This window comes from Streptomyces sp. NPDC060184 (genome assembly GCF_042728795.1).
Lineage (GTDB): Bacteria > Actinomycetota > Actinomycetes > Streptomycetales > Streptomycetaceae > Streptomyces.
The window spans coordinates 25,656-47,611 of sequence record NZ_JBHWYX010000050.1 but is presented as its reverse complement, the minus strand read 5'-3'; the positions used below and the strand labels follow the sequence as shown (position 1 = coordinate 47,611).

Below are 21,956 nucleotides of genomic sequence, written 5' to 3'. Positions count from 1 at the left end.
GGAAATTGGGCATGAGGAACCAGCCCGACGACGAGAGCGGCGTGTCAGGTGGAGCGGTGGGGAGCGGACCGCTTGGGGAGCGGCCGGGGACGTCAGACGCCGAGGGCTTGGAGGACCACGGAGTCGACATATTCGAGGAGGAAGGCCTGGTCGACGGGGCGGCCGTCGACCAGTTGCCGGGCGGCGAACGCGCCGATCAGCATGTGGGGTACGTATTTGAGCGCCGGGTTGTCCGGATTCAGCTCGCCCCGCTCCACACCCCTGCGCAACAGCAGGGCGAGACCGGAGAGCTCCGGTTCGACCAGCAGTTCCCGCAGGGCCTGGTGCAGATCGGGGTTGTCGTGGACGGCACGGCTCAGGCCCCGCATCAGCGCGGAGTCCTGTTCCATGCGACAGTCGTCGGTACGGGTCACGACGGCGAGGAAGTCTCCCCGCACCGAGCCCGTGTCGATGTCGGCCAGCCGCACCGGCTTGTTGTGGCGCATCGCTGTCACCACCAGCTCGGGCTTGCTCCCCCACTGGCGGTAGAGGGTCGCTTTGCTGGAGTGGGTGCGGGCGGCGACGGCGTCCATCGTCAGGGCGTCGTAGCCGACCTCGCGGAGCAGGTCGAGGACGGCCGCGAACAGCTCGCTCTCGCGCTCAGGCGTGAGCCTGGTGCGTGCCATGGCGCCGACCTCCCTCCGTACTCAGGTCCACGGCTCGCTCACAGGAACGAAACCGTTTCGTACAGCTGAGCCTACGCCCGGCTCCAAGCGAAACGAGACCGTTTCGCTTGTGGGTTGTGCCACATGTTCTCCGCGTCACAAGTTGCCCCCGGACCCGCCCACCGAAAGCATGGGTGGGGTGAGTGACGACGTCGCGTATCTCCGTTTCCCCCACCTCCACCAGGACTTGCTCTGCTTCGCGGCCGAGGACGACCTCTGGGTCGCCCCTCTCGCCGCGGCCGGGCACCGGCCGGGCCGCGCGTGGCGGCTGACCGCCGACCGCACCCGGGTCGGTCACCCGCGCTTCTCCCCCGACGGGAGCCGCATCGCCTACACGACCTGGCGGACCCTCGACCCCGAGATCCACCTCGCCCCGGTCGACGGCGGACCGGCCCGGCGCCTCACCTACTGGGGTTCGACCGACGCCCGGGTCTGCGGCTGGACCCCCGACACCGGCGAGGGCGCGCAGATCCTGGCCGTCTCCTCCCACCGGCAGCCGTTCTCGTACTTCTCCTGGGCCTACAGCGTGCCCACCGACGGCTCCCCCGGCGGTCGCCTGCCCTGGGGCCCGGTCTCCGACATCGCCGTCGCCGACATCGACGGCGAGCGCCGCACCCTGCTGCTCACCGGGACTCCGCCGCACGAACCGGCCGCCTGGAAGCGGTACCGGGGCGGCGCCACGGGGCGGCTCTGGCTGCACGGGCAGCGGCTGCTGCCGGACATCGGGGGCCATCTCGACGCACCCATGTTCGTCGGCCGCCGGATCGCGTTCCTCTCCGACCACGAGGGCGTCGGCAACCTCTACTCCTGCCTGATGGACGGCACCGACCTGCGCCGCCACACCGACCACGACGCCTTCTACGCCCGCCACGCCACCAGCGACGGCACCCGGGTCGTGTACCAGTGCGCCGGGGAGCTCTGGCTGGCCGAGGACCTGGAGGACCCGGCCGCCACCCCCCGGAAGCTGGAGGTGCGGCTCGGCGGCCCGCGCACCGGCCGCCGCACCTACCAGGTCCCGGCCGCCAGCCACGTCCGGTCGCTCTCGGTGGACGAGACGGGCCGGGCGAGCGCGGTCAACGTGCGCGGCTCGCTGTACTGGCTCACCCACCGCGACGGCCCCGCCCGCACCATCACCGACACCCCGGGGGTACGGGTCCGGCTGCCGGAGATGCTGGGCAGCGGCGGGCAGGTCGCGTACGTCACCGACGCGGACGGCGACGACGCGGTGGAGATCGCCGCCCTGCCCCGCGCCACCGGCGACCGCCCCACCCGGCGGCTCGCCTCCGGGCAGCTGGGCCGGGTGCTGGAGATGGTCTCCGACCCGGAGGGCGAGCGCCTCGCCATCGCCTCGGACGACGGACGGCTGCTGCTCCTGGACACCGAGGACCCGGCCGAGGCGGACGCCACGGCGGCGGCGGGCGCCTCGGGACCGGACGCCCCGGCGGCCGGTACCCCCGCCGGTACGGAGCCGCCGGGGTCGGGGCCGGGCGGGTCCACCCGGGCGGACGTGTTCCGGGCGCGGGCGGCCGGGGTGGTCGCGGGCGCCGAGCGGGCCGAGGCGGTCGAGGCGACGGCGGTGGCCGCACTCGCCGAGACCTCGGGGGCCGACGGGGCCGACGGGGCCGACGGGGCCGACGGGCCGGTCAAGACGCCGGAGGCCGCCGGCGAGGCACCCCCGCCCCCGCCGCCACCGCCCCCCGCCCAGGTCACCGAGCTCATCCGCTCGGTCAACGGCCCCGTCCGCGACCTGGCCTTCTCGCCGGACGGCGCCTGGCTCACCTGGTCCCACCCGGGCATCGGCCGTTCGCTGCGCCAGATCAAGCTGGCCCGGATCTCCGGACCGGGCGCGCCGGTGATCGTCGACGTCACCAACGGCCGTTTCGAGGACGAGAATCCGGTGTTCACTGAGGACGGCCGGTACCTCGCGTTCCTCTCCTGGCGGGGCTTCGACCCGGTGTACGACGTGCACACCGGCGACCTCTCGTTCCCGCTGGGCTGCCGCCCGTACCTGGTGCCGCTCTCCTCCGCCACCCCGTCGCCGTTCGCGCTCTCGCCGGACGGCCGCCCCGCGGCGGGCGGGCTCGACCCGCTGGACCTCCCCGAGACCGGTACGGGCGAGGGCACCGCGCCGGTCACCGTCGAGTTCGAGGGCCTGGAGAACCGGGTGGCGCCGTTCCCGGTCTCCGCGTCGAAGTACTCCGCGCTGCGCCCGGTCAGCGGAGGCGGGCTGGTCTGGCTGCGGTGGCCGATCTCCGGGGCGCTCGGCGAGACCTTCGCCAACCCGTCGGACATGTCGGGCCGACCGACGCTGGAACACTTCAACATCGCGAAGGCCCGCAAGACCGAACTCGTGGACCACCTCGACTGGTTCGCGGTGAGCGGCGACGCGACCCGGCTGGTCGTCATGGACGACGGGGAGCTGCGGGCCGTCCCGTCCAACGAGTCCGGCGACAGCGACTCCACCACCTATCTCGACCTGCGCCGCATCCTGCACGAGGTGGACCCGGCGGCCGAGTGGCGGCAGGCGTACGACGAGGCGGGGCGCATCATCCGCTCGTACTTCTGGGAGCCGGACATGTGCGGGATCGACTGGTCGGGGGTGCTCGACCAGTACCGCCCGCTCCTCGAACGCGTCTCCTCCCCCGACGAGTTCGCCGATCTGCTCCGCGAGGTCCTGGGCGAGCTGGGCACCTCGCACGCGTACGTCTCCCCCGCCCGGCGCAACGAGGGACCCCCGCACTACCAGCGGGCGATCGGGCTGCTCGGCGCCAACCTCGTCCGCCGGGACGGGGCTTGGACCATCCGGCGGGTCCTGCCCGGCGACTCCTCCGACTCCAAGGCCCGTTCCCCGCTCGCCGGTACGGGCATCCGGGAGGGCGCGGTCCTCACCCACGTGGACGGCCGCCCGGTCGACCCGGTCACCGGCCCGTACCCGCTGCTGACGGCGGCGGGCGGCACGACGGTCGAGCTGACCTTCCTCCCGCCGGGCGGACAGGGCCGGCCACGCCGCGTGGCGATCATGCCGCTGGTGGACGAACGCCCGCTGCGCTACCAGGACTGGGTGGCCAAACGCCGCGAGGTGGTACGGGAGCTGAGCGGCGGGAAGTGCGGCTACCTGCACATCCCGGACCTCGGCGGCTCCGGCTGGGCGCAGTTCAACCGCGATCTGCGCATGGAGGTGTCCCGGCCCGCGCTCATCGTGGACGTACGCGGCAACGCGGGCGGCCACATCAGCGAGCTGGTGGTGGAGAAGCTGACCCGCAAGATCCTCGGCTGGGACCTGACCCGCAACGCGCAGGCCGTCTCGTACGCCTCGAACGCGCCGCGCGGTCCCGTGGTGGCGCTCGCGGACGAGGCCACCTCCTCCGACGGCGACATGATCACCGCCGCGTTCCGGCTGCTGAAGCTGGGCCCGGTGGTCGGTCAGCGCACCTGGGGCGGGGTGGTCGGCATGACCGGGCGCCACCGGCTGGGCGACGGCACGGTGATCACGGTGCCGATGAACGCCGCCTGGTTCGACACGTACGGCTGGTCGGTCGAGAACCACGGGGTCGAGCCGGACGTCGAGGCGCTGCGCACCCCGCTCGACTGGGCGGAGGGCCGGCACGCGGTACTGGACGACGCGGTGCGGCTCGCGCTGGAGTTGCTGGAGGAGCGGCCCGCGGCGACCCCTCCGACGTACGACGCGGTACCGGACCTGCGCAGGCCGCCGCTGCCGCCGCGGTGACGGGGCCCGCGCGGTGACGGGGCCCCCGTCACCGCGCGCCCGTCACCGCGCGCACGGCAGGTGGGTGCGCACGCGGAAGAGGCGCATCCGGTCGTCCGGATGCGCCTCTTCGTACGCGTCGGCCGGGGCCGGCCGACACCTCAGGCCGTCAACGGTCAAAGCGCTCGCGGGCCTTGTCGGCCGCGTCGTCGGCGCGGTCCTTCAGGCCCTGCGTCCTGTCGCGGTCGCCGGCGTCCTCGGCCCGGTCGCGCGCGGCGTCCTTGCCCTGGTCGGCCTTCTGCTTGCCCTGGTCGGCGAGCTTCCGCGCCTTGTCCTTGAACTGGTCTGCGATATCCATGCCGTTCACTCCTGTGGGGTGCGTGGGGTCCGGGGATTCCGCCCCGTGAGGGGCGGCCTCGCTCAGCCTCGCACGCCTGGGCATACCACGCATTTCGATCAATGACGCAGCGTGCCGACTTCTGTTTCCGCCGGTCAGGGCCGGGGCGCGCGTACCTCCGTGTCCGCCGCCCCACCCGCTCCCAGCAGCCCCGTGGGGATGGCGTCGAGCCGCGAGGCGAACCGTTTCATCTCGCGCGCCCCGACCGTGCCGATGAGCGTGGGCAGGTAACCGCGCACCGACTGCATACCGCGCAGCCACCACTGGGCGTAGACGTGCGAGGAACGCCGCTCGATACCGGCCACGAGCCGGTCGACCGCCGGACCCAGCGGGTAGGTCCGGTTGGCGGGCCAGGGCAGCCGGCCCCGCAGCTCCCGCATGACCTCGTCCTGGTCGGCGCCGCGCACCATGTCGGTGTCGGTCCAGGAGAGGTAGCCGACGCCCACCCGCACGCCCCGGTAGCCGACCTCGGCCCGCAGGCTGTGCGCGAACGCCTCGACGCCCGACTTCGAGGCGCAGTACGCGCTCATCATCGGCGCCGGGGTCATCGCGGCGAGCGACGCTATCTGCAGGAAGTAGCCGCGGCTCTCCATCAGTACGGGCAGGAACGCCCGGCCGGTCACCGCGCCGCCGATCAGGTTGACCTCGATGACCCGGCGCCAGGCCACCGGGTCGGAGCCGACGAACGGCCCCCCGGTGGCGACCCCGGCGTTGGCGACGACCACGTCCACCTTGCCGAAGCGCGCCTTCACCTCCTGGGCCACCTGCTCCATCGCCTCGTGGTCGGTGACGTCCGCGTACCAGTGGGCGCTCTCGCCGTACAGCCGCTCCGAGACCCGCTTCAGCTCCTCCGGCTCCAGGCCGACCAGGGCGAGCGTGGCGCCGCGCGCCGACAGCTTGCGGGCGAGCAGTTCGCCCACGCCGCGGGCCGCGCCGGTGACGACGACGACCTGTCCTTCGAGGCTCCGTCCGGCGCTCATGCGACGTCCTCCTTCTCGTTCGTGGCGGTACCGGTGAGGTGTCCGGCGACAAGTTCGCGAATCTTCGCGGTGACGGCTTCCGGTGCTTCGAGCGGCGTCATGTGCCCCATGCCGGGCAGCTCGGTGAGGCCGAGGCACTCCGGCAGGGCCGCCGCGAGCGCGCGGGCGTGCACGGGCGGGGTCATCCGGTCCTCCAGGCCCACCAGCACCGCGGCCGGTACCCGCAACTCGGGCACGTTCGGGCCGAGATCGAGTTCCGAGAGCACGCGCCCCCAGGCGGCACGGGCCCGCCGGGGGCAGGCCTGCACGATGCGCGCACAGGTGTCCACCCGCTCGGGCGGCGAACCGGGGCCCATCGTGGCGTACTTGAGGAGGCTCCGGGTGACGGGCGTGACCGGCCCGAGCGGCAGGGCCGCCAGCAGGAGGGCCCGGGTCCCGCCGGTGCGCGCGACCCCTGGCAGCGGGAACACCCGGGCCTCCTCCGCCAGCCGCCCGCTGCCGGTGCTGCACAGCAGGACGGCGGCGGCGTGCTCCCGGAACCGGGGACGGCGGGCGGCGGCCATCAGGGTCATTCCGCCCATGGAGTGGCCCGCGAGCACCGCCTTGCGGCCGGGCGCCAGGGTGGCGGCGAGCACCGCTTCCAGGTCGTCGGCGAGGGCGTCCGTGCTGTGGCCGCCGGGGCCGACGTCGGGGCTGCCGCCGTGCCCGCGCTGGTCGTAGGCGATGACCCGGTGGTCGGCGGCGAGGCCGGCGATCTGGGCGGCCCAGAACCGGGTGCTGCACGTCCAGCCGTGCGCGAGGACGACGGCGGGCGCCTCCTCGGGGCCGTACAGCTCGACGTGGACGCGGGAGCCGTCGGCGGAGACGGCGAAGAGCGTCCGCTCGGGTACGGGGACGAGGTCCCCGGAACGCTGTCGTGAGCGTCGTGCGCTCATCGGGCCGCCTCCTTGGTCACGGGCCGGTCCGGACCGGCGGGCTTCGTGTTCTGCGCTGCCTGCTGTGCTGTCTTCGGTGCGTTCGGCCCCCGGGAGGGCTTCTGGGACCCGCCGGACCTCTGGGCGACCACCGTAGGCGGCCGTACGGTCGCGGGGGCGCGGATCACGTCGTACTCCGCCAGATCGACTGACCTGGTGGCGCGGCGGAAGTCCGCCGTGGTACCGGGCCAGACGGTGGTGTTGCGGCCGTTCTCGTCCAGGTACCAGCTGGTGCAGCCGCCCGTGTTCCACACGGTGCGCTCCATCCGCCGCTGCACGCGGTCGTTCCACCCGTCGACCGCGGCGGGGCGCGCGGCGAGCGCGGTTCCGGCGCCGAGCACCTTCAGCTGCCGCAGGTAGTCGGCCATGTAGTTCAGCTGCGACTCGATCATCAGGATCATCGAGGAGTTACCGAGCCCGGTGTTCGGGCCGATGATGGTCATCCAGTTGGGGAACCCGGCGACGGTGGCGCCGCGCAGCGAACGCATGCCGGTCTTCCAGCTCTCGGCGAGGGTGATGCCCTCCTCCCCGACGACCCGTTCGGCGATCGGCATGTCGGTGACGTGGAAGCCGGTGCCGAAGATGATCGCGTCGGCCTCGGTCTCCGTACCGTCCGAGGCGACGAGCGTCGACCCGCGCACCTCGGCGAGGCCGGAGGCCACCACGTCGACGTTGGGGCGGGCGAGCGCCGGGTAGTAGGTGCTGGAGAGCAGGATGCGCTTGCAGCCGATGCGGTACGACGGGGTGAGCTTGGCGCGCAGCGCCGGGTCCTTGATGGCCCGCGCCATGCCCGCCTTCGCCAGGGACTCGATCAGGCCGAGTCCGTCCGGGTGTTTCGTGAAGGCGCTGACCTGCAACTCCCTTATCCCCCACAGCAGTCCGCGCCGCGCGGTGCCGGTGGCGGGGATGGTGCGGTGCAGCCACCGCTCGGCTTTTCCGATGGCCCGGTCGACACGCGGCATCACCCAGGGAGGTGTCCGCTGGAAGAGCGTCAGGCGTCCCACTTTCGGCTGGATGGCGGGGACTATCTGGATGGCGGAGGCGCCGGTGCCGATCATCGCGACGCGCTTGCCGCTCAGGTCGTAGTCGTGGTTCCAGCGGGCGGAGTGGAAGACCTCGCCCGGGAAGGTGCCGAGCCCGGGGACGTCCGGCACCTTCGGGTCGGAGAGCGGCCCGGTCGCGGAGACGACGACGTCCGCGACGATCGTCCTCCCGTTGGCCGACTCGATCACCCAGTTGAGCGCCTCGGTGTCCCAACGCATCACCGTGACCTCGTGGTTGAGCCTGAGGTGCGGCCTGATGCCGAAGGTGTCGGCCACCCGCTCCAGGTAGGCGCGTATGTGCTCCTGGCCGGAGAAGGTGCGCGGCCACTCGGAGTTGGGGGCGAAGGAGAAGGAGTACAGGTGCGAGGGCACGTCGCAGGCGCACCCGGGGTAGGTGTTGTCGCGCCAGGTGCCCCCCACGGAGCCGGCCCGCTCCAGGACGACGAAATCGGTGATGCCTTCGCGGCGCAGCCGGACCGCGGCCCCGAGGCCCCCGAATCCGGATCCGATCACCGCCACCCGTACGTGCTCGTGCTGGGCCATGCTGCCGCCTCCCGCGGTACGTCACACGACGCTGCCAGCAATCACTGGCACCTTTCGGAGAGTAGAGCAGGCCCGTACTGATGGGTAGAGGGCAGAGCAAGGAAGTTACCGGCGGTACAACAAGGCGCCGGGGCGCGCGCCCGCGCCCGGGGCGCCACCGGAGGGCACCGGGAGCCCCGTTCACCATCCGGTGCGAAGTCGTAAGGTTCGCTCTGTGGCCGAAGGACATGAGCAACGCGAATACCGCATGGAGGAACTGGCCGAGGAGGCCGGCATCACCGTGCGGACCCTGCGCTTCTACCGCGAGCGCGGTCTCATCCCGCCGCCCCGTCGCGAGGGGCGCATCACCTGGTACGACAGCCACCACCTGGCACGACTGCGCACCATCACCGGCCTGTTGGAGCGCGGCCACACCCTCAACGGCATCGCCGACCTCGCCGCCACCTTCGAGAGCGGTCGCGACGTCGCCGAGGTGCTGGGCCTGGGCGAGCCCACCGAGGAGACCCCGGTCCGGCTGACACCGGAGCAGCTCGCCGACTACTTCGAGGGCGAGGTCACCCCGGAGAACCTGGCCACCGCCCTCGATCTCGGCTATCTCGCCACCGACGGGGACGAGATCGTCCACATCAGCCGTCGCCTGTTGGAGGTATCGGCCGAACTGGTGCGCGAGGGAGTTCCGTTGGCCACCGTGCTCTCCACCGGCCGCCGCATCCGCGAGCACGCCGAAGCGCTCGCCGAGATCTTCGTCCGCGTCATCCAGGTGCACGCGGCGGACAGCCCCATCGACAAACTCCGCCCGCTGGCCCGCGCGGTCGTGGACGCGGAGCTCTCGATGGCCCTGGACCGGCGGCTGCGCGAGACCGAGGAGACCGAGGAGGACGAGCGGGCCGGCGGCCACCGGCAGGGCCGCTGAACCAGCCCGCTGCACGCCGGAGTTGACCGGCGACCGCTCGACCCGGCGCGGGCGGGGACGTCACCCCGCACGGTCGGCCCCGCGCGCAGCGGCTCAGCGGCTCAGTGCTCGTACACCACCGTCACCGGCGCGTGGTCGCTCCACCGCTCCGGGTGGCTCGCCGCGCGCTCGACCCAGGCCTTGACCGCACGGGCCGCGAGGCCGGGCGTCGCCACCTGGTAGTCGATCCGCCAGCCCGCGTCGTTGTCGAAGGCGCGGCCCCGGTAGGACCACCAGGAGTACGGACCCTCCTGGCCCGGGTGGAGGGCGCGCACCACGTCCACGTACGCGGCCTCGTCGAAGACCCGGGTCAGCCACTCCCGCTCCTCCGGGAGGAAGCCGGAGTTCTTCCGGTTCGACTTCCAGTTCTTGAGGTCGGCCTCCTGGTGGGCGATGTTCCAGTCGCCGCAGACGACGACCTCGCGCCCCTCGGCGGCGGCCCGCTCCTTGAGCCCGGCCAGGTAGGGGAGGAAGGCCGCCATGAAGCGCTCCTTCTCCGCCTGCCGCTCGGTGCCGACCTCGCCGGAGGGCAGGTAGAGGCTCGCGACGGTGACGCCCGGGAGGTCGATCTCGGCGTACCGGCCGCTCAGGTCGAACTCCTCCGCGCCCTCGATCCCGAACCCGCCGAAGCCGATCTGTACACGCTCCGGCGCACGCCGTGAGTAGAGGGAGACGCCCGCACGCCCCTTGGCGGCGGCCGGCGCGTGCACCACGTGCCAGCCCTCGGGCTCCCGCACCTCCTCGGGAAGCTGGGCCGCCTCGGCACGCACTTCCTGGAGGCACACGACATCGGCCCCGGTCTCCGCGAGCCAGGGGACGAAGCCCTTCTTCGCGGCGGCGCGGAGCCCGTTCACATTGGCAGTGGTGACGGTAAGCACCCCAAAACAGTACCCAAACCCAAGCTCGTACATATGTACGCTTACGTGCGTGAATATTCAGCGCCGGTCGTACGACCACCCCGACGCCGTCAAGCTCAACGACGAGGTCCAGCTCGAGTACATCGAGCGCTACCAGGACGGCGGCGACCAGACCCACCTCGACCCCACCATGTTCGAGCCCCCCAACGGCCTGTACCTGCTCGCCTACGACGAGCGGGAGCGCCCGGTGGCGACCGGCGGCTGGCGCGCCATGGAGCGGAACGAGGAGGGCTACTCCGACGGCGACGCCGAGCTCAAGCGGATGTTCGTCATACGCGAGGGACGTGGCCAAGGTCTCGCCCGCCGCATCCTCGGCCTGCTGGAGGAGGACGCCCGCGCCGCCGGCCGCACGCGGATGGTCCTGGAGACCGGCGACAAGCAGCCCGAGGCCATCGCGCTGTACACGTCGAGCGGCTACACGGTCTGCGAGAAGTTCGGCCACTACCGGACGTACGAGAACAGCATCTGCATGGCCAAGCCGCTCCAGGAGTCCTGAACCACCGCGCCCGCCCCGCGCTTCGGCCGCGGGGCGGGGCGGCGGGACACCGTCAGGGCGGGCTACCGTCCGGGCGGGTCACCGTCCGGGCGGGCGACCGTCAGGGCGGGCGACCGTCAGGGCGGGCGACCGGGTCCGGCGCTGCGGGCCCCCGTCGAAGGGGCCGTGGACACCGCGACCCGGTCCGGCGCCGCGGACCTCAGCCCAGGGGGGCCGTGGACACCTCGGCGGCGAATATCCTCGCGCCGTTCTGCTCGACCGTGACCAGCGTCACGCGGGAGCCCTCCGGCCCGGCCGGGGCGCCCGCGCGCCCGGCGACGACGACGCAGGGGGTGTCGAACTCCGCGTACCGCTTGAAGACCGTCCTCATCCCGAGCACCGCGGACCGCGGCGGCGAGGCCGCGAGCGCCGCCTGCCGTGCGGCCTCCAGCAGCAGCATGCCGGGCACGTGGTCCACGGGGTGGTCGAAGAGGATCGGGTGGTTCAGGTCGGAGCGAAGGTACCAGCGGTCGGGTGCCGGGGACGGGGACAGCACCACGTCGGCGGCGCGCTCGCGGCCGACGAGCGCGGGCGGCACCGGGCGCCCCGGCGCCAGCGCGCGGGCGTGGGCCTCCTCGACGGTGTAGGCCCCCCGCAGCCGCTCGTAGATCACCGGCGACTGGTTGGAGAAGCGGGTCCGCACCCGCGCCGCCGGGACTCCCCCGAGCGACGCCTGCACGGACATCGTCATCCCCGCGATGCGCGTGCCCCGCCGCACGATGTCGGTGCACAGGACGTCGAGTTCGACGTCCTCGGACACACCTCCGGAGGCGAGCACCGCGGGCTCGAAGACGAACAGGAGGTCCGACCACGCCTGACGGAAGCCCGGGGGCACGCCGTACGCGGCGTGGCAGAGCATCGGTATCGCCTGCCGCACGCACTCGATCAGCAGGAGAGGGTCCCGGGTGCCCCGGGGGCCGGTGTAGAACCGGTGCCCGGCCGGCCACCGGGCGTCGATCGCGAACCGGTCCGCCCCGTTCGGCCGCCAGCCGACGAGAAGTTGCTCCCCCGGGTCGGCCTTGTGCACTTCGGCTGCGGAGACCGATCGGGTCCACTCGTCCTGCCGGTGCTCGTCGGGCGTTCTGCTCAGGGTGGTGCCGAGCATGGTGTGTCCCCCTGTGATGTCGTGATGTCAGATGTGCGTCTGATCCAACGAAGCGAGAAACGTGCGGGCCCCTCGGCTACAAACATAAGGAGTATTCGCTTTTCGCGGAGTCAAGATCGCGTAAAACATAGCGAGCGTTCTGCTCGTGCGCCAGAGGACATCCGTGTCAGGACTGCTCCGTAGCCTCTATGATCGGGCCGGGAGGGGGGAGTGAGCACAGTCGGCGAACCAACTACATAAGATTCGTTCCGTTTTTCTGGAAGGTGATGGTCTGTGTCTGGCCCCAAACAAGAGCGAGCGGTGCACACACGGGAGGAGCTTCTCCGTGCTGCCGCCGAGGCTTTCGACGAGTTCGGCTACGCCGGGGCGAGCATCAACCTCATCCTGAAGCGGGCGGGTCTGACGACGGGCGCCCTCTACTTCCACTTCGACTCCAAGGAGCACCTGGCGCGTGCGGTGATGAACGCACAGCCCCAGACCATCGTCCCGAAGCTCAACTCGGCGGGCATGCAGCGCCTGGTGGACATCACGCTGTCCTGGTCCCACCAGCTGCAGGTCGACCCGTTGCTGCGCGCGGGCGTCCGCCTGACGGGCGAGCAGTCCACCTTCGGTACGGCCGACGCGACCCCGTACCAGGCGTGGGCGGGGATCATGGCCGAGTGTCTGCGCCAGGCGGAGGCCAACGGCGAACTCCAGGCCGGGGTTTCCCCGGAAGAACTGGGCGAGTTCGTCACCGCGGCGTGTACGGGCATGCAGATGTTCTCCGCGGTGGTCAGCGGCCGGAAGGACCTGAGCGACCGCACCATGAAGATGTGGCGCCTCCTGCTGCCCGGAGTCGCGGTCCCCTCGATCGTCTCCCGAACCGATGTGAGCCACGAGCGCCTGCGCGCCCTCGTCGCCTGAATCCGAGCAGCGTGCCGCACACCGGCGTCCGGCACGCCCTCGGCCCGGAAATCCAGTATCCAGGAGCAGCGATGTCCCACGACCTGGGCCGACTTCGGCTGGCCGCCCTCAACATCGACGGTGTGCTGCTGAACGACACGTTCAGCCCGGTGATCCATGGTTTCGTCGTCGGTCGCGGCGGCGTCTACTCCGCCGCGACCGAACGGGAGATCTTCTCCCAGCCCCAGCACGTGGCAGGGGAGAGAATGGCCGCCGCGGTGGCGCAGGAGCTGACCGGCGAAGAGGCGCTGGCGGCCTACTTCGAGGAACGCGACGCCTACCTCGTCGACCATCCCGTCGTCGTCGACGAGGGAGCGATCGCCCTGGTGCGGCGGCTGCGCGCACAAGGGCTGCGGACGGTCTGCTACGGGGGCCTGTCCGCCGCGCACTTCGACCGGTTCCTCGGCACCTGGGCCGGCCTGTTCGACGGCCCGGGGTACGTGTGCACCAACAGCGTGCGGCCCGGCATCCGGGAGATCACCGAGGCCTTCGGACTGGACCACGGCGAGGTGCTGTTCGTCGACGACGTCGCCCGGGTGGCCGAGGCCGCCCGGGAGCTGGACGTCCCCTTCATCGGCCGCCCCTCCGCGTACGAGCACAGCTACCAGCGGCAGTTGATGCACGAGGCCGGGGTGCGCCACCTCGTGTCGTCCCTGGACGAGATCGACGAGCACCTGGTGCGGACCCTGGACTCCGAGGCCGCTCGGGGCACCGTGTGGACGGGCGCCCGGGACGCGTCCTCCGGACCGGTCCCGGCCCGGACGGCCTGAGCAGCACGCACCACAGGCTCGCCGCCCTGCCCGACGGGCGCTCCCGCCGCGTCGGGCAGGGCGCCTCGGCGACTCCCGGGCGGCGCAGCCCTGCCCGTGCCCTCCGGCCGCACGGCAACTCCCATCCGGCCGGTACAGACTCACAGCGGAGAGAGAACATGAGCGACCAGCACCTGCTGTCCGGCCGGGTGGCCATGATCACCGGCGCGTCCAGCGGCATCGGCGAAGCCGCGGCCCTCGCCTTCGCCGACGCGGGGGCCGCGGTGGTCCTGCTCGCGCGGCGCGGCGACCGGCTGCGCGCGCTCGCCGACCGGATAACCGGCGCCGGCGGGCGGGCCCTGGCGGTCGAGGGCGACGTCACGGACCCGGCGAGCGTTCGGAAGGCGGTGGAACGGACCGTCGAGACCTACGGCCGCCTCGACTGCGCGTTCAACAACGCCGGGTACGCCACTGCCGGAACCCGGCTGCACGAGATCGAGGACGACGTCTTCGACCGCACCATGGACGTCAACGTGCGCGGCGTGTGGAACTGCCTGCGGCACCAGATCCCGGTCATGCTGGCGCAGGAATCGGGCGGTGCGATCGTCAACACCGCGAGCGTCGCCGCCACCCGGGCCACGGGCGCCAGCGCCGCCTACGTGACGGCCAAGCACGCCGTGCTGGGTATGACCCGCGCCGCCGCGGCCGACTACGGGACCGCGGGCATCCGGGTCAACGCCTTGGTCGTCGGGGCCACCCGGACCGAGATGATGGACGAAGTCATCGCGCAGGACGCCGGGTTGGAGGAGCGGTTCGCCTCTCACGCGCTGCAGAAGCGGATGGCCTCGCCCGCGGAGGTGGCCGCGGCGGCTCTCTGGCTCTGCTCCGACGGCGCGTCCTTCGTGACCGGCGCCGCGATGCCGGTCGACGGAGGCGCCACGGCCGCCTGACGACCCGCCCGCTCCCCGGCGCCTCCCCGCGGTGCCGTCTCCCCGCGTTCCCGCCTTCCCGCCTTCCCGCCGCCCCGTCTCCCCGCCTCCCCGCCTCCCCGACTTCCGCCGCTGTGCGACGACTTGGGTCAGTCGGCGGGGACAGCGGGGCGCGTCGCTGGTGAGCTGGCCGGTACCGACGCCGGAGCGGCGCGGTGCGGGGCTACGGGAGGAGTGGAGTGGAGATGCGGGAAACGGGAGACGGGACACGGGGTGGCGGCGGAGGAGGCTTGGCCCGGGCGGCCGGGGACCGGGGCACCCGGGCCCTCGCCGTCCTGGGGCTCAGCGCCTTCGTGGTCGGCACCGCGGAGTTCGCCGTGGTCGGCGTGCTCGACAAGATGGCCAAGAGCCTCCAGGTGGGCTCCGCCACGGCGGGACTGCTGGTCACCGCGTACGCGCTCGGCGTCTGCCTGGGCGGCCCCCTGCTGACCGCGGCGACGCTCCGCCTGCCGCGTCGGCTGCTGCTCTGCGCGGCGCTCGGCGCCTACGCGGCGGCCAACGCCCTGACCTCCGTGCTGACCGGCTTCACCGCCGTGTTCCTCGTCCGGGCGTTCGGCGGAGCCGTCCACGGCCTGTTCGTCGGAGTCGCCTGCGCGACGGCCGCGAGCCTCGTCCCCGCGGAGCGCAAGGGCCGTGCGGTGGCCGTGGTGTTCGGCGGGATCGCGGTCGCCAACCTGCTCGGGGTCCCCCTGACGACGTACGTCGGTCACGTCCTGCCGTGGCAGCACGCGTTCCTCGCCATCGCCGTACTCGCCTGCGCGGCGCTGCTGCTGGTCCGTGCCGTGGTGCCGCCGGCCGGGGCGGACGACGGCCCCCGGTCGTCGCCGGCCAAGCAGTTCCGGCACATCGCCAGGGCCCCGGTCCTGGCCCTGCTGGCGACGGCCGTGCTGGTCTTCTGCGGCATGTTCACGGCCTTCACGCAGCTGAGCGGATACCTGCAGGAAGTGGTGGGCGTCCAGGGCGGTGCCGTCAGCGTGTACCTGCTCGTCTTCGGGGCCGCCGGGTCCGTGGGGACGGCCGTCGGGGGGTACTTCGCCGACCGCGCGGCCGGTCCCACCGTCGTCGTGGCGACGGCGGTGCTGGCCGCCGCGCTCACCGTGCTGCACCAGCTCGGCCCCCGGCCGGTCGGCGCCGGGATCTGCGTGGCGCTGTGGGGTCTCGCCGGGTTCGGGCTCGCACCCGCCCTCCAGCTCCGGACGATCCGCCGGGCCGGTCCGGGAGGCGACCTCGCGGCGACGCTGGGGGCGTCGGCGGGCAACGCCGGGATCGCGGCGGGGGCCGCGGTCGCGGGCGGGGTCACCGCCACCCACGGGTTCTCGGCCCTGCCGCTCGCGGCGGCGGCCATCTGCGTGCTCACGCTGCCGCTGACCTGGCTCTCCCGCCACGACGCCAAACCCCTGGCGCCCGAACGGCCGGAGGCCGTGGACCTCGCGGCCGGGCACCCGGCGACCGGACGCCCGGTGCCGCGGCACCCCGCGCCGGAGAGCCCGTCCTCCGGGTTCCCGGCGCCGACGGCTCCCCGGTAACGCGCCGCGGGCCGACGCCCCGTGCGCCGACGCGCCGATGCCCTGCCCACCGTCGTACCGGACGGTGGGCAGGGCATCGGCGCACGCGGGGTCCCCCACGGCTGGACACCGGGGGGCTCCGTCAGCGGAAGTCCTCCTCCCGGTACTCCAGCCCGTCGCCGCGCTCCGCCGCGTCGCGCAGTTCCGTCCGCCGGATCTTCCCCGAGAGGGTCTTGGGCAGTGCGGCGAACTCGATGCGCCGTACCCGCTTGTACGGGGGAAGGGTCTCGCGCGAGTGGGCGAAGAGGTGCTTGGCCGTGTCGGCGGTGGGCTCCCAGCCCTCGGCCAGGACGACGTACGCCTTCGGCACGCTCAGCCGTAGCGCGTCCGGCGCGGGCACGACGCCGGCCTCCGCCACGGCCTCGTGCGACAGCAGCGCGTTCTCCAGCTCGAACGGGGAGATCTTGTAATCGGAGGACTTGAACACGTCGTCGGAGCGTCCGATGTAGGTGAGGCGCCCGTCGGGGCTCCGCTCGGCGAGGTCGCCGGTGCGGTAGTGGCCGTCGGCCATGATCTCGGCGGTGCGCCCGGCATCGCCCGCGTACCCGGCCATCAGGCCCACGGGCGCGCCGTCGAGCCGCACGGCTATCTCGCCCGAGTCGGCGGGCAGGCCCGTCTCCGGGTCCAGCAGGGAGACGGCGAACCCGGGGCTGGGCCGGCCCATCGAGCCGGGAACGAGAGGAACGCCGGGGGTGTTGGCCACCAGCACCGTCGTCTCCGTCTGGCCGAAACCGTCGCGCACCGTCACGCCCCACGAACGCCGTACGGCGTCGACGACCTCGGGGTTGAGCGGTTCACCGGCCGCCACGGCCTCGCGCGGCGGTGTGCGCAGCTGCCCCAGGTCGGCCTGGATGAGCATCCGCCACACGGTGGGCGGTGCGCAGAAGGTGGTGACGCCCGCGCGGTCCATCTCGGTCATCAGACGGCCCGCGTCGAAGCGCGTGTAGTTCTGCACGAAGACCGTGGCCTCGGCGTTCCAGGGCGCGAAGAGGCTCGACCAGGCGTGTTTGGCCCAGCCGGGCGAGGAGATGTTGAGGTGGACGTCGCCGGGGCGCAGCCCGATCCAGTACATCGTGGTCAGGTGGCCGACGGGGTAGGAGACGTGGGTGTGCCGGACGAGCTTCGGCTTGGAGGTCGTGCCGGAGGTGAAGTAGTGGAGCAGCGGGTCGTCGGCCCGCGTCGGTCCGTCCGGCAGGTAGTCGGCCGGTGCCTCGGACGACTCCCGGTAGTCCAGCCAGCCGTCCGGGACCGCCTCGCCGTCGCCGGCCACCGCGAACAGGTTGCGGTCCCCCGCCGGCCCGGCGAACGTGGCGTGGTCCTCCGCCCGCGCGAGGACGTGGCGGACCTCGGCACGCTCCAGCCGGTCGGCGAGCTCCACCCCGTTGAGCAGGGTGGTGGTGGGGACGAGTACCGCGCGCAGCTTCATCAGGGCCAGCGCAGACTCCCAGAGCTCCTTCTGGTTGCCGAGCATGACCAGCACCCGGTCGCCCGCCCGTACGCCGTGCATGCGCAGCCAGTTGGCGACCTGGTCCGAGCGCCGGGACAGCTCCGCGAAGGAGTGGCTGTGGTGGGTGCCGTCCTCCTCCGCGATGCGCAGCGCCGGGCGGTCGTTGTCCCGGGCGATGACGTCGAACCAGTCGAGGGCCCAGTTGAAGTGCTCCGGACGGGGCCAGCGGAAGCCCGCGTACGCGGTGTCGTAGTCCTCTCGGTGCGCGAGCAGAAAGTCCCGGGCGGCCCGGAACTCGGCAGAGTGGTGCGTGATCATGCGGGGTTCCTCCTGGAGTGCGGGCGGGCCGTGGCCGGGTCCGCCCGGGACGGGATCAGCCGGCGTCCGTGACCGGGACGAGGGCGACGACCGGGATGGTCCGGTCCGTCTTGTCGCGGAAGGTGGCGAAGTTCGGGTCCTGCGCGGTCTGCAGCTCCCACAGCTCCTCGTGATCCGCCTCCGGCACGGCGACGGGCTTCACCGGGAACCGCTGGGTCCCCACCTCCACCACGCCGTGGCCGGCCGCGACGAGATTCAGGTACCAGCCGGGCGGCACGGGGGAGCCCCCGTTGGCGGCGAACACGATGTGCAGGCCGTCGCGCTCCAGGTGGACGAGCGGTGTGGTGCGCACCAGGCCGCTGCGCCGGCCGGACGTGGTGAGCAGCAGCAACGGAATGTCGCCGAACCCCCCGACCTTTCCGGAGTTCTCGCGGAATTCCTGGATGACGCTTCGGTTGAAGGAATTGCTGTTGACCGTCTCGTCGACGGTGCCCGTGTTCTCCGCCATCAGTGCCACGCCCCTTCGGGGTGAAAGAGGCGGGTTTCCGTGGTGCTTTCGAACGGCATTCCCGTCGGCATGTTGATGAGTTCCATGTTGAGGCCCCACGGGGTCGTGAAGTAGACCCAGCGGTCGCCGGCGATCGGCCCGTCCACGATGGTCTCCGGCTCTCCCAGGATGGTGACGCCGGGCTGCTCGCGCAGGTACGCGGTGGCCACGTCGACGTCGTCGACGTACAGGGCGAAGTGGTGCCCGCCCCAGTCGCTGTTGCGCGGCTGGGTGCGGTCCTGGTCGGGCGAGGTGTAGGCGAAGAGTTCGAGGTTGGTCGTCGGGCCCAGGCGCAACATGGCGATCTGCGCGGAGGCATCGCGGTGCACGCCCAGCTTCTCGGTCATCCAGGTGCCTTCGGTGTCCTCCACCGGGCCGAGCCGGTAGGCCAGTTCGGCCCCGATCACCTCGGTGAAGAAGTCCACCGCCTGGTCGAGGTCGGGCACGGTGTAGGCGAGATGGTGCACGGCGCGTGCTCCGGGGATCTTGTTCAACGGGACTCCGTCCTCATGGGCCGGGCCGTCGGCCGGCCCGGCCTGGTGTCGCCCGTGCGTGAGCCCGGGCCAGCACGAGAGTGCGTCCCCGAATCCCCCCGGACAAGGCCGAGTTCCGGAAGTCTCCGGACCTGCCGAAGTGGATTCGGGGAGGTGGCGCCGGCGCGCGGACCCCTGCTGGGATGTCGTTCGGCGCGGAGCAATCGATCGGACAGAGCCGCCCCTCCATCAGCCCTTCGCTTGTGTTTCACGGGCTGGAATTCCATTCATCGAAACCGGACACCAGGAAACGACGAAGATGTTGAATGAAATGAAGCGTCGACAGTTCGTCGGCGCGGGGTCGGGAGTCGCTCTCGCCGCCGCCGTCGCCACGGTGGCGGCGGCTCCGGCGGCGCGGGCCGCCCAGGCGGACGCGGCGGCTGCGGCCGGCACGACCGGTGTCACCGTCGCACCGTCCGATTCCCGCTACCCCGACCTCTCCTCCGGCATGAACCAGCGCTGGCAGGCCCGCCCGGACAAGATCGTGCTCCCGAGGACGACGGCGGACGTGGTGACCGCGGTCCGCGACTCCGTCGCCGCGGGCAAGCAGCTGTCGGTCTGCAGCGGCGGGCACTGCTTCGAGGACTTCGTCTTCAACGCCGACGTGAAGATCAACATCAACTTGGCGCTGATGAACGACGTCACCTTCGACAAGGCCATGAACGCCTTCGCCGTCGGCGGCGGGGCCACACTGCTCGACGTCTACGAAGCGCTGTACGACGGCTGGGGCGTGACCATACCCGGCGGCATCTGCCACAGCGTGGGCGTCGGCGGGCACATCACCGGCGGCGGCTTCGGCAACCTGTCGCGGCAGTACGGCCTGACCGTCGACCACCTGCACGCCGTCGAGGTCGTCGTGGTGGCCGCGGACGGCTCGGTCCGCAGCGTGGTCGCCGCGCGGGACTCCTCGGACTCCGCGCTGCGCGACCTGTTCTGGGCCCACACGGGTGGCGGCGGCGGCAGCTTCGGCATCGTGACCAGGTTCTGGTTCCGTACGCCCGGTGCCACCGGCACCCCGGAAAACCTGCTGCCGAAGGCGCCGTCGCAGGTGTACGCGACGCTGACCAACTGGCCCTGGGAGAAGGTCACCGAGGACGGCTTCAGCCGGCTCGTCACCTACTGGGGCCGGTGGCTGGAGACCCACAACACCCCGGGCACCACTGCGGGTTCGCTGTACTCGTGGCTGATGCTCAACCACCGCGACAGCGGCTCGATGGGAGCCGTCGTCCAGATCGACGCCTCGCTGCCCGACGCGGCGGCCGTGGTCTCCGACTTCCTCGCGGGCATGGACCAGGCCCTCGGCCTGAGCTCCGCGACCTCCCGTCCGTCCGGCGTGGTGGACTCCGCGTACACCACGACGCGGCTGCTGCCCTGGCTGCGGGCCACCCGCTACATCGGCTCGATCTCCCCCACCCAGCTCGACCCGACCACCCGCGGTATCCACAAGTCGTCGCACCTGCGCACCGTCACGCCCCAGCGGCAGATCGACGCCATGTACCAGCACCTCACGAGCACCGACGGCCCCAGCCCCCTCAGCGGCGTCGTGCTCTCCGCGTCCGGCGGCCGGATCTCGTCCATCTCGCCGACGGCCACCGCGGTCGCCCAGCGTGACGCGATCATGAAGGCCAACTTCGAGAGCCTCTGGTACGACACCAAGGACGACGCCAAGAACATCGCCTGGGTCCGCGACGCCTTCCGGGACGTCTACGGCGACACCGGCGGCGTCCCGGTGCCGAACGCCGTGACGGACGGCTGCTACATCAACTACCCCGACGGCGACCTGTCGGACGCGGCGTTCAACACCTCGGCCGTGCCGTGGCACGACCTGTACTGGAAGGGCAACTACGCCCGGCTCCAGCAGGTGAAGCGCGCCTGGGACCCGCGGAACGTCTTCCACCACCGGCAGTCGATCCAGCCCTGACCCCGCGCGGCCGGCCGGCATCGCGCCCGGCCGCCCCCACCCGCGCGCCACCCCCCACACCCCCACGCACCCGCACGGCCGGCCGCTTTCCGGCCGGCCACCGAAGAATCACCACAAGGAGTGAACTCCCATGCGCACCACCACCCTCGGCACCTCGGGCCCCTCGGTAGGCCGCATCGGTCTCGGCACGATGGGCATGTCCTTCGGCTACGACCCGCACGGCTGGGACGACGACGCCTCGGCCGCGGTGATCCACCGCGCCCTGGACCTCGGCGTGAACCTGATCGACACCGCCGACGTGTACGGCCCCTTCACCAACGAAGAGCTCGTCGGCCGTGCGCTCAAGGGCCGCCGCGACGAGGCGGTGCTCTCCACCAAGGGCGGCCTCGTCGTGGGCGAGGAGGGGCTCGGCCTGAACGGCCGCCCCGAGCACCTCACCGCCGCCGTCGAGGCCAGCCTCGGCCGCCTGGGCACCGACTACATCGACCTGTACTTCCTCCACCGGGTGGACCCGCAGGTACCGCTGGAGGAGAGCTGGGGCGCGCTCGGCGAGCTCGTCCGCCAGGGCAAGATCCGCTCGCTCGGACTCTCCGCCGTGACGCTCGACCAGGTGCGCGCCGCCCAGGCCGTCCACGAGGTCGCCGCCGTCGAGTCCGAGGCGTCCCTCTTCACCCGGGACGCCTTCGAGGACGTACTCCCGTACACGGTGGAGCACGGCATCGCGTTCCTGCCCTTCTCCCCGCTGGGCCGCGGCCTGCTCACCGGCGCCTTCACCAACCCCGCCGACCTCCCGAAGGACGACTGGCGCAGCACGCAGCCGCGCTTCACCGAGGAGGCGTTCGCCCACAACAAGGCGATCGTCGACGTGGTGCGCGCCGTGGCCGGCCGGCACGGCGCGGAGCCCGCGCAGGTGGCCCTGGCGTGGCTGCTGGCCAAGGGCGAGCACATCGTTCCGATCCCCGGCACCAAGACCGAGCGCTACCTCGTCCAGAACGCCGGTGCCGCGGCGCTGGACCTCACGCCCCAGGACGTCGCCGAACTCGACGCCCTGCCCGCCCCGATGGGGGCTCCGGAGGCCTGATCCCGCCT

19 protein-coding genes are annotated in these 21,956 nt (G+C 72.4%); 9 read left to right on the top strand and 10 right to left on the bottom strand.

Annotated features, from left to right (window positions below; all coding sequences use genetic code 11):
• Positions 1-92: 92 nt before the first annotated feature.
• Positions 93-665: a TetR/AcrR family transcriptional regulator gene (locus ACFWEE_RS27375; protein ID WP_386893028.1), complete on the bottom strand. Its 573-nt coding sequence runs from the start codon at positions 663-665 to the stop codon at positions 93-95.
• A 178-nt stretch (positions 666-843) separates the two neighbouring features.
• Between ACFWEE_RS27375 and ACFWEE_RS27370 the strand changes: the two genes are divergently transcribed.
• A complete protein-coding gene (locus ACFWEE_RS27370) occupies positions 844-4,431 on the top strand; it encodes a S41 family peptidase (RefSeq protein WP_386893026.1) in 3,588 nt (1,195 codons plus the stop codon).
• Between the two features lie 148 nt (positions 4,432-4,579).
• Here the strand turns inward: ACFWEE_RS27370 and ACFWEE_RS27365 are convergent, their stop codons facing one another.
• From ACFWEE_RS27365 to ACFWEE_RS27350, 4 genes are all read right to left on the bottom strand, one after another.
• Entirely contained in the window at positions 4,580-4,768 is a 189-nt protein-coding gene (locus tag ACFWEE_RS27365) for a hypothetical protein (protein ID WP_386893025.1), read from the bottom strand.
• A gap of 134 nt (positions 4,769-4,902) precedes the next feature.
• The gene (locus ACFWEE_RS27360) at positions 4,903-5,787 is read right to left on the bottom strand and encodes an SDR family oxidoreductase (RefSeq protein ID WP_386893023.1); all 885 of its coding nucleotides are present in this window, start codon (positions 5,785-5,787) and stop codon (positions 4,903-4,905) included.
• The gene (locus ACFWEE_RS27355; protein ID WP_386893021.1) at positions 5,784-6,722 is read right to left on the bottom strand and encodes an alpha/beta fold hydrolase; all 939 of its coding nucleotides are present in this window, start codon (positions 6,720-6,722) and stop codon (positions 5,784-5,786) included. The genes ACFWEE_RS27360 and ACFWEE_RS27355 overlap by 4 nt, the downstream gene beginning before the upstream one ends.
• Positions 6,719-8,347, bottom strand: a complete 1,629-nt coding sequence (locus ACFWEE_RS27350; protein ID WP_386893020.1) for a flavin-containing monooxygenase — start codon at positions 8,345-8,347, stop codon at positions 6,719-6,721. The genes ACFWEE_RS27355 and ACFWEE_RS27350 overlap by 4 nt, the downstream gene beginning before the upstream one ends.
• Positions 8,348-8,594: 247 nt before the next feature.
• Between ACFWEE_RS27350 and ACFWEE_RS27345 the strand changes: the two genes are divergently transcribed.
• Positions 8,595-9,260, top strand: coding sequence for a MerR family transcriptional regulator (locus ACFWEE_RS27345; protein ID WP_386893044.1), 666 nt, complete (start codon positions 8,595-8,597; stop codon positions 9,258-9,260).
• A 101-nt stretch (positions 9,261-9,361) separates the two neighbouring features.
• On the opposite strand, the gene ACFWEE_RS27340 is transcribed toward ACFWEE_RS27345, so the two are convergent.
• Positions 9,362-10,177, bottom strand: coding sequence for an exodeoxyribonuclease III (locus ACFWEE_RS27340; protein WP_386893018.1), 816 nt, complete (start codon positions 10,175-10,177; stop codon positions 9,362-9,364).
• Between the two features lie 49 nt (positions 10,178-10,226).
• Here ACFWEE_RS27340 and ACFWEE_RS27335 point away from each other — a divergent pair, with 49 nt between their 5' ends.
• Positions 10,227-10,712 carry a GNAT family N-acetyltransferase gene (locus ACFWEE_RS27335; protein WP_386893017.1) on the top strand — a complete coding sequence of 162 codons (486 nt, stop codon included), beginning with the start codon at positions 10,227-10,229 and terminating at the stop codon, positions 10,710-10,712.
• A gap of 199 nt (positions 10,713-10,911) precedes the next feature.
• Here the strand turns inward: ACFWEE_RS27335 and ACFWEE_RS27330 are convergent, their stop codons facing one another.
• A complete protein-coding gene (locus ACFWEE_RS27330; protein WP_386893015.1) occupies positions 10,912-11,856 on the bottom strand; it encodes a ScbA/BarX family gamma-butyrolactone biosynthesis protein in 945 nt (314 codons plus the stop codon).
• A gap of 300 nt (positions 11,857-12,156) precedes the next feature.
• Here ACFWEE_RS27330 and ACFWEE_RS27325 point away from each other — a divergent pair, with 300 nt between their 5' ends.
• From ACFWEE_RS27325 to ACFWEE_RS27310, 4 genes are all read left to right on the top strand, one after another.
• On the top strand, positions 12,157-12,759 hold the full coding sequence (locus ACFWEE_RS27325) for a ScbR family autoregulator-binding transcription factor (protein WP_386893013.1): 603 nt from the start codon (positions 12,157-12,159) through the stop codon (positions 12,757-12,759).
• Between the two features lie 71 nt (positions 12,760-12,830).
• Positions 12,831-13,568: an HAD family phosphatase gene (locus tag ACFWEE_RS27320; protein ID WP_386893012.1), complete on the top strand. Its 738-nt coding sequence runs from the start codon at positions 12,831-12,833 to the stop codon at positions 13,566-13,568.
• Positions 13,569-13,726: 158 nt separating this feature from the next.
• Positions 13,727-14,497 (top strand): SDR family NAD(P)-dependent oxidoreductase, encoded by a 771-nt coding sequence (locus ACFWEE_RS27315; protein WP_386893011.1) that lies wholly within the window; start codon positions 13,727-13,729, stop codon positions 14,495-14,497.
• Between the two features lie 269 nt (positions 14,498-14,766).
• Positions 14,767-16,062 carry an MFS transporter gene (locus ACFWEE_RS27310; RefSeq protein WP_386893009.1) on the top strand — a complete coding sequence of 432 codons (1,296 nt, stop codon included), beginning with the start codon at positions 14,767-14,769 and terminating at the stop codon, positions 16,060-16,062.
• Positions 16,063-16,183: 121 nt separating this feature from the next.
• On the opposite strand, the gene ACFWEE_RS27305 is transcribed toward ACFWEE_RS27310, so the two are convergent.
• The 3 genes from ACFWEE_RS27305 to ACFWEE_RS27295 are packed head-to-tail and all read right to left on the bottom strand — an operon-like array spanning position 16,184 to position 18,907.
• Positions 16,184-17,866: an AMP-binding protein gene (locus ACFWEE_RS27305; protein ID WP_386893008.1), complete on the bottom strand. Its 1,683-nt coding sequence runs from the start codon at positions 17,864-17,866 to the stop codon at positions 16,184-16,186.
• A 55-nt stretch (positions 17,867-17,921) separates the two neighbouring features.
• Positions 17,922-18,374, bottom strand: coding sequence for a nitroreductase/quinone reductase family protein (locus tag ACFWEE_RS27300; RefSeq protein WP_386893006.1), 453 nt, complete (start codon positions 18,372-18,374; stop codon positions 17,922-17,924).
• Complete coding sequence (locus tag ACFWEE_RS27295; RefSeq protein WP_386893005.1) at positions 18,374-18,907, bottom strand: VOC family protein; 534 nt, start codon at positions 18,905-18,907, stop codon at positions 18,374-18,376. Before ACFWEE_RS27295 ends, ACFWEE_RS27300 begins: the two co-directional genes overlap by 1 nt.
• A gap of 310 nt (positions 18,908-19,217) precedes the next feature.
• On the opposite strand from ACFWEE_RS27295, the gene ACFWEE_RS27290 reads away from it, so the two are divergent.
• Both ACFWEE_RS27290 and ACFWEE_RS27285 read left to right on the top strand, forming a co-directional pair.
• Positions 19,218-20,867 (top strand): FAD-binding oxidoreductase, encoded by a 1,650-nt coding sequence (locus ACFWEE_RS27290; RefSeq protein ID WP_386893004.1) that lies wholly within the window; start codon positions 19,218-19,220, stop codon positions 20,865-20,867.
• A gap of 130 nt (positions 20,868-20,997) precedes the next feature.
• Entirely contained in the window at positions 20,998-21,948 is a 951-nt protein-coding gene (locus tag ACFWEE_RS27285; RefSeq protein ID WP_386893002.1) for an aldo/keto reductase, read from the top strand.
• Positions 21,949-21,956: the final 8 nt, after the last annotated feature.

Bases quoted from the DNA above. Each gene is read 5' to 3' on its own strand.
- ACFWEE_RS27320 (WP_386893012.1), top strand. From the start codon at position 12,831: ATGTCCCACGACCTGGGCCGACTTCGGCTGGCCGCCCTCAACATCGAC.
- ACFWEE_RS27300 (WP_386893006.1), bottom strand. From the start codon at position 18,374: ATGGCGGAGAACACGGGCACCGTCGACGAGACGGTCAACAGCAATTCC.
- ACFWEE_RS27365 (WP_386893025.1), bottom strand. From the start codon at position 4,768: ATGGATATCGCAGACCAGTTCAAGGACAAGGCGCGGAAGCTCGCCGAC.
- ACFWEE_RS27355 (WP_386893021.1), bottom strand. From the start codon at position 6,722: ATGAGCGCACGACGCTCACGACAGCGTTCCGGGGACCTCGTCCCCGTA.
- ACFWEE_RS27305 (WP_386893008.1), bottom strand. From the start codon at position 17,866: ATGATCACGCACCACTCTGCCGAGTTCCGGGCCGCCCGGGACTTTCTG.
- ACFWEE_RS27290 (WP_386893004.1), top strand. From the start codon at position 19,218: ATGAAGCGTCGACAGTTCGTCGGCGCGGGGTCGGGAGTCGCTCTCGCC.
- ACFWEE_RS27350 (WP_386893020.1), bottom strand. From the start codon at position 8,347: ATGGCCCAGCACGAGCACGTACGGGTGGCGGTGATCGGATCCGGATTC.
- ACFWEE_RS27345 (WP_386893044.1), top strand. From the start codon at position 8,595: ATGGAGGAACTGGCCGAGGAGGCCGGCATCACCGTGCGGACCCTGCGC.
- ACFWEE_RS27360 (WP_386893023.1), bottom strand. From the start codon at position 5,787: ATGAGCGCCGGACGGAGCCTCGAAGGACAGGTCGTCGTCGTCACCGGC.
- ACFWEE_RS27375 (WP_386893028.1), bottom strand. From the start codon at position 665: ATGGCACGCACCAGGCTCACGCCTGAGCGCGAGAGCGAGCTGTTCGCG.
- ACFWEE_RS27315 (WP_386893011.1), top strand. From the start codon at position 13,727: ATGAGCGACCAGCACCTGCTGTCCGGCCGGGTGGCCATGATCACCGGC.
- ACFWEE_RS27330 (WP_386893015.1), bottom strand. From the start codon at position 11,856: ATGCTCGGCACCACCCTGAGCAGAACGCCCGACGAGCACCGGCAGGAC.
- ACFWEE_RS27285 (WP_386893002.1), top strand. From the start codon at position 20,998: ATGCGCACCACCACCCTCGGCACCTCGGGCCCCTCGGTAGGCCGCATC.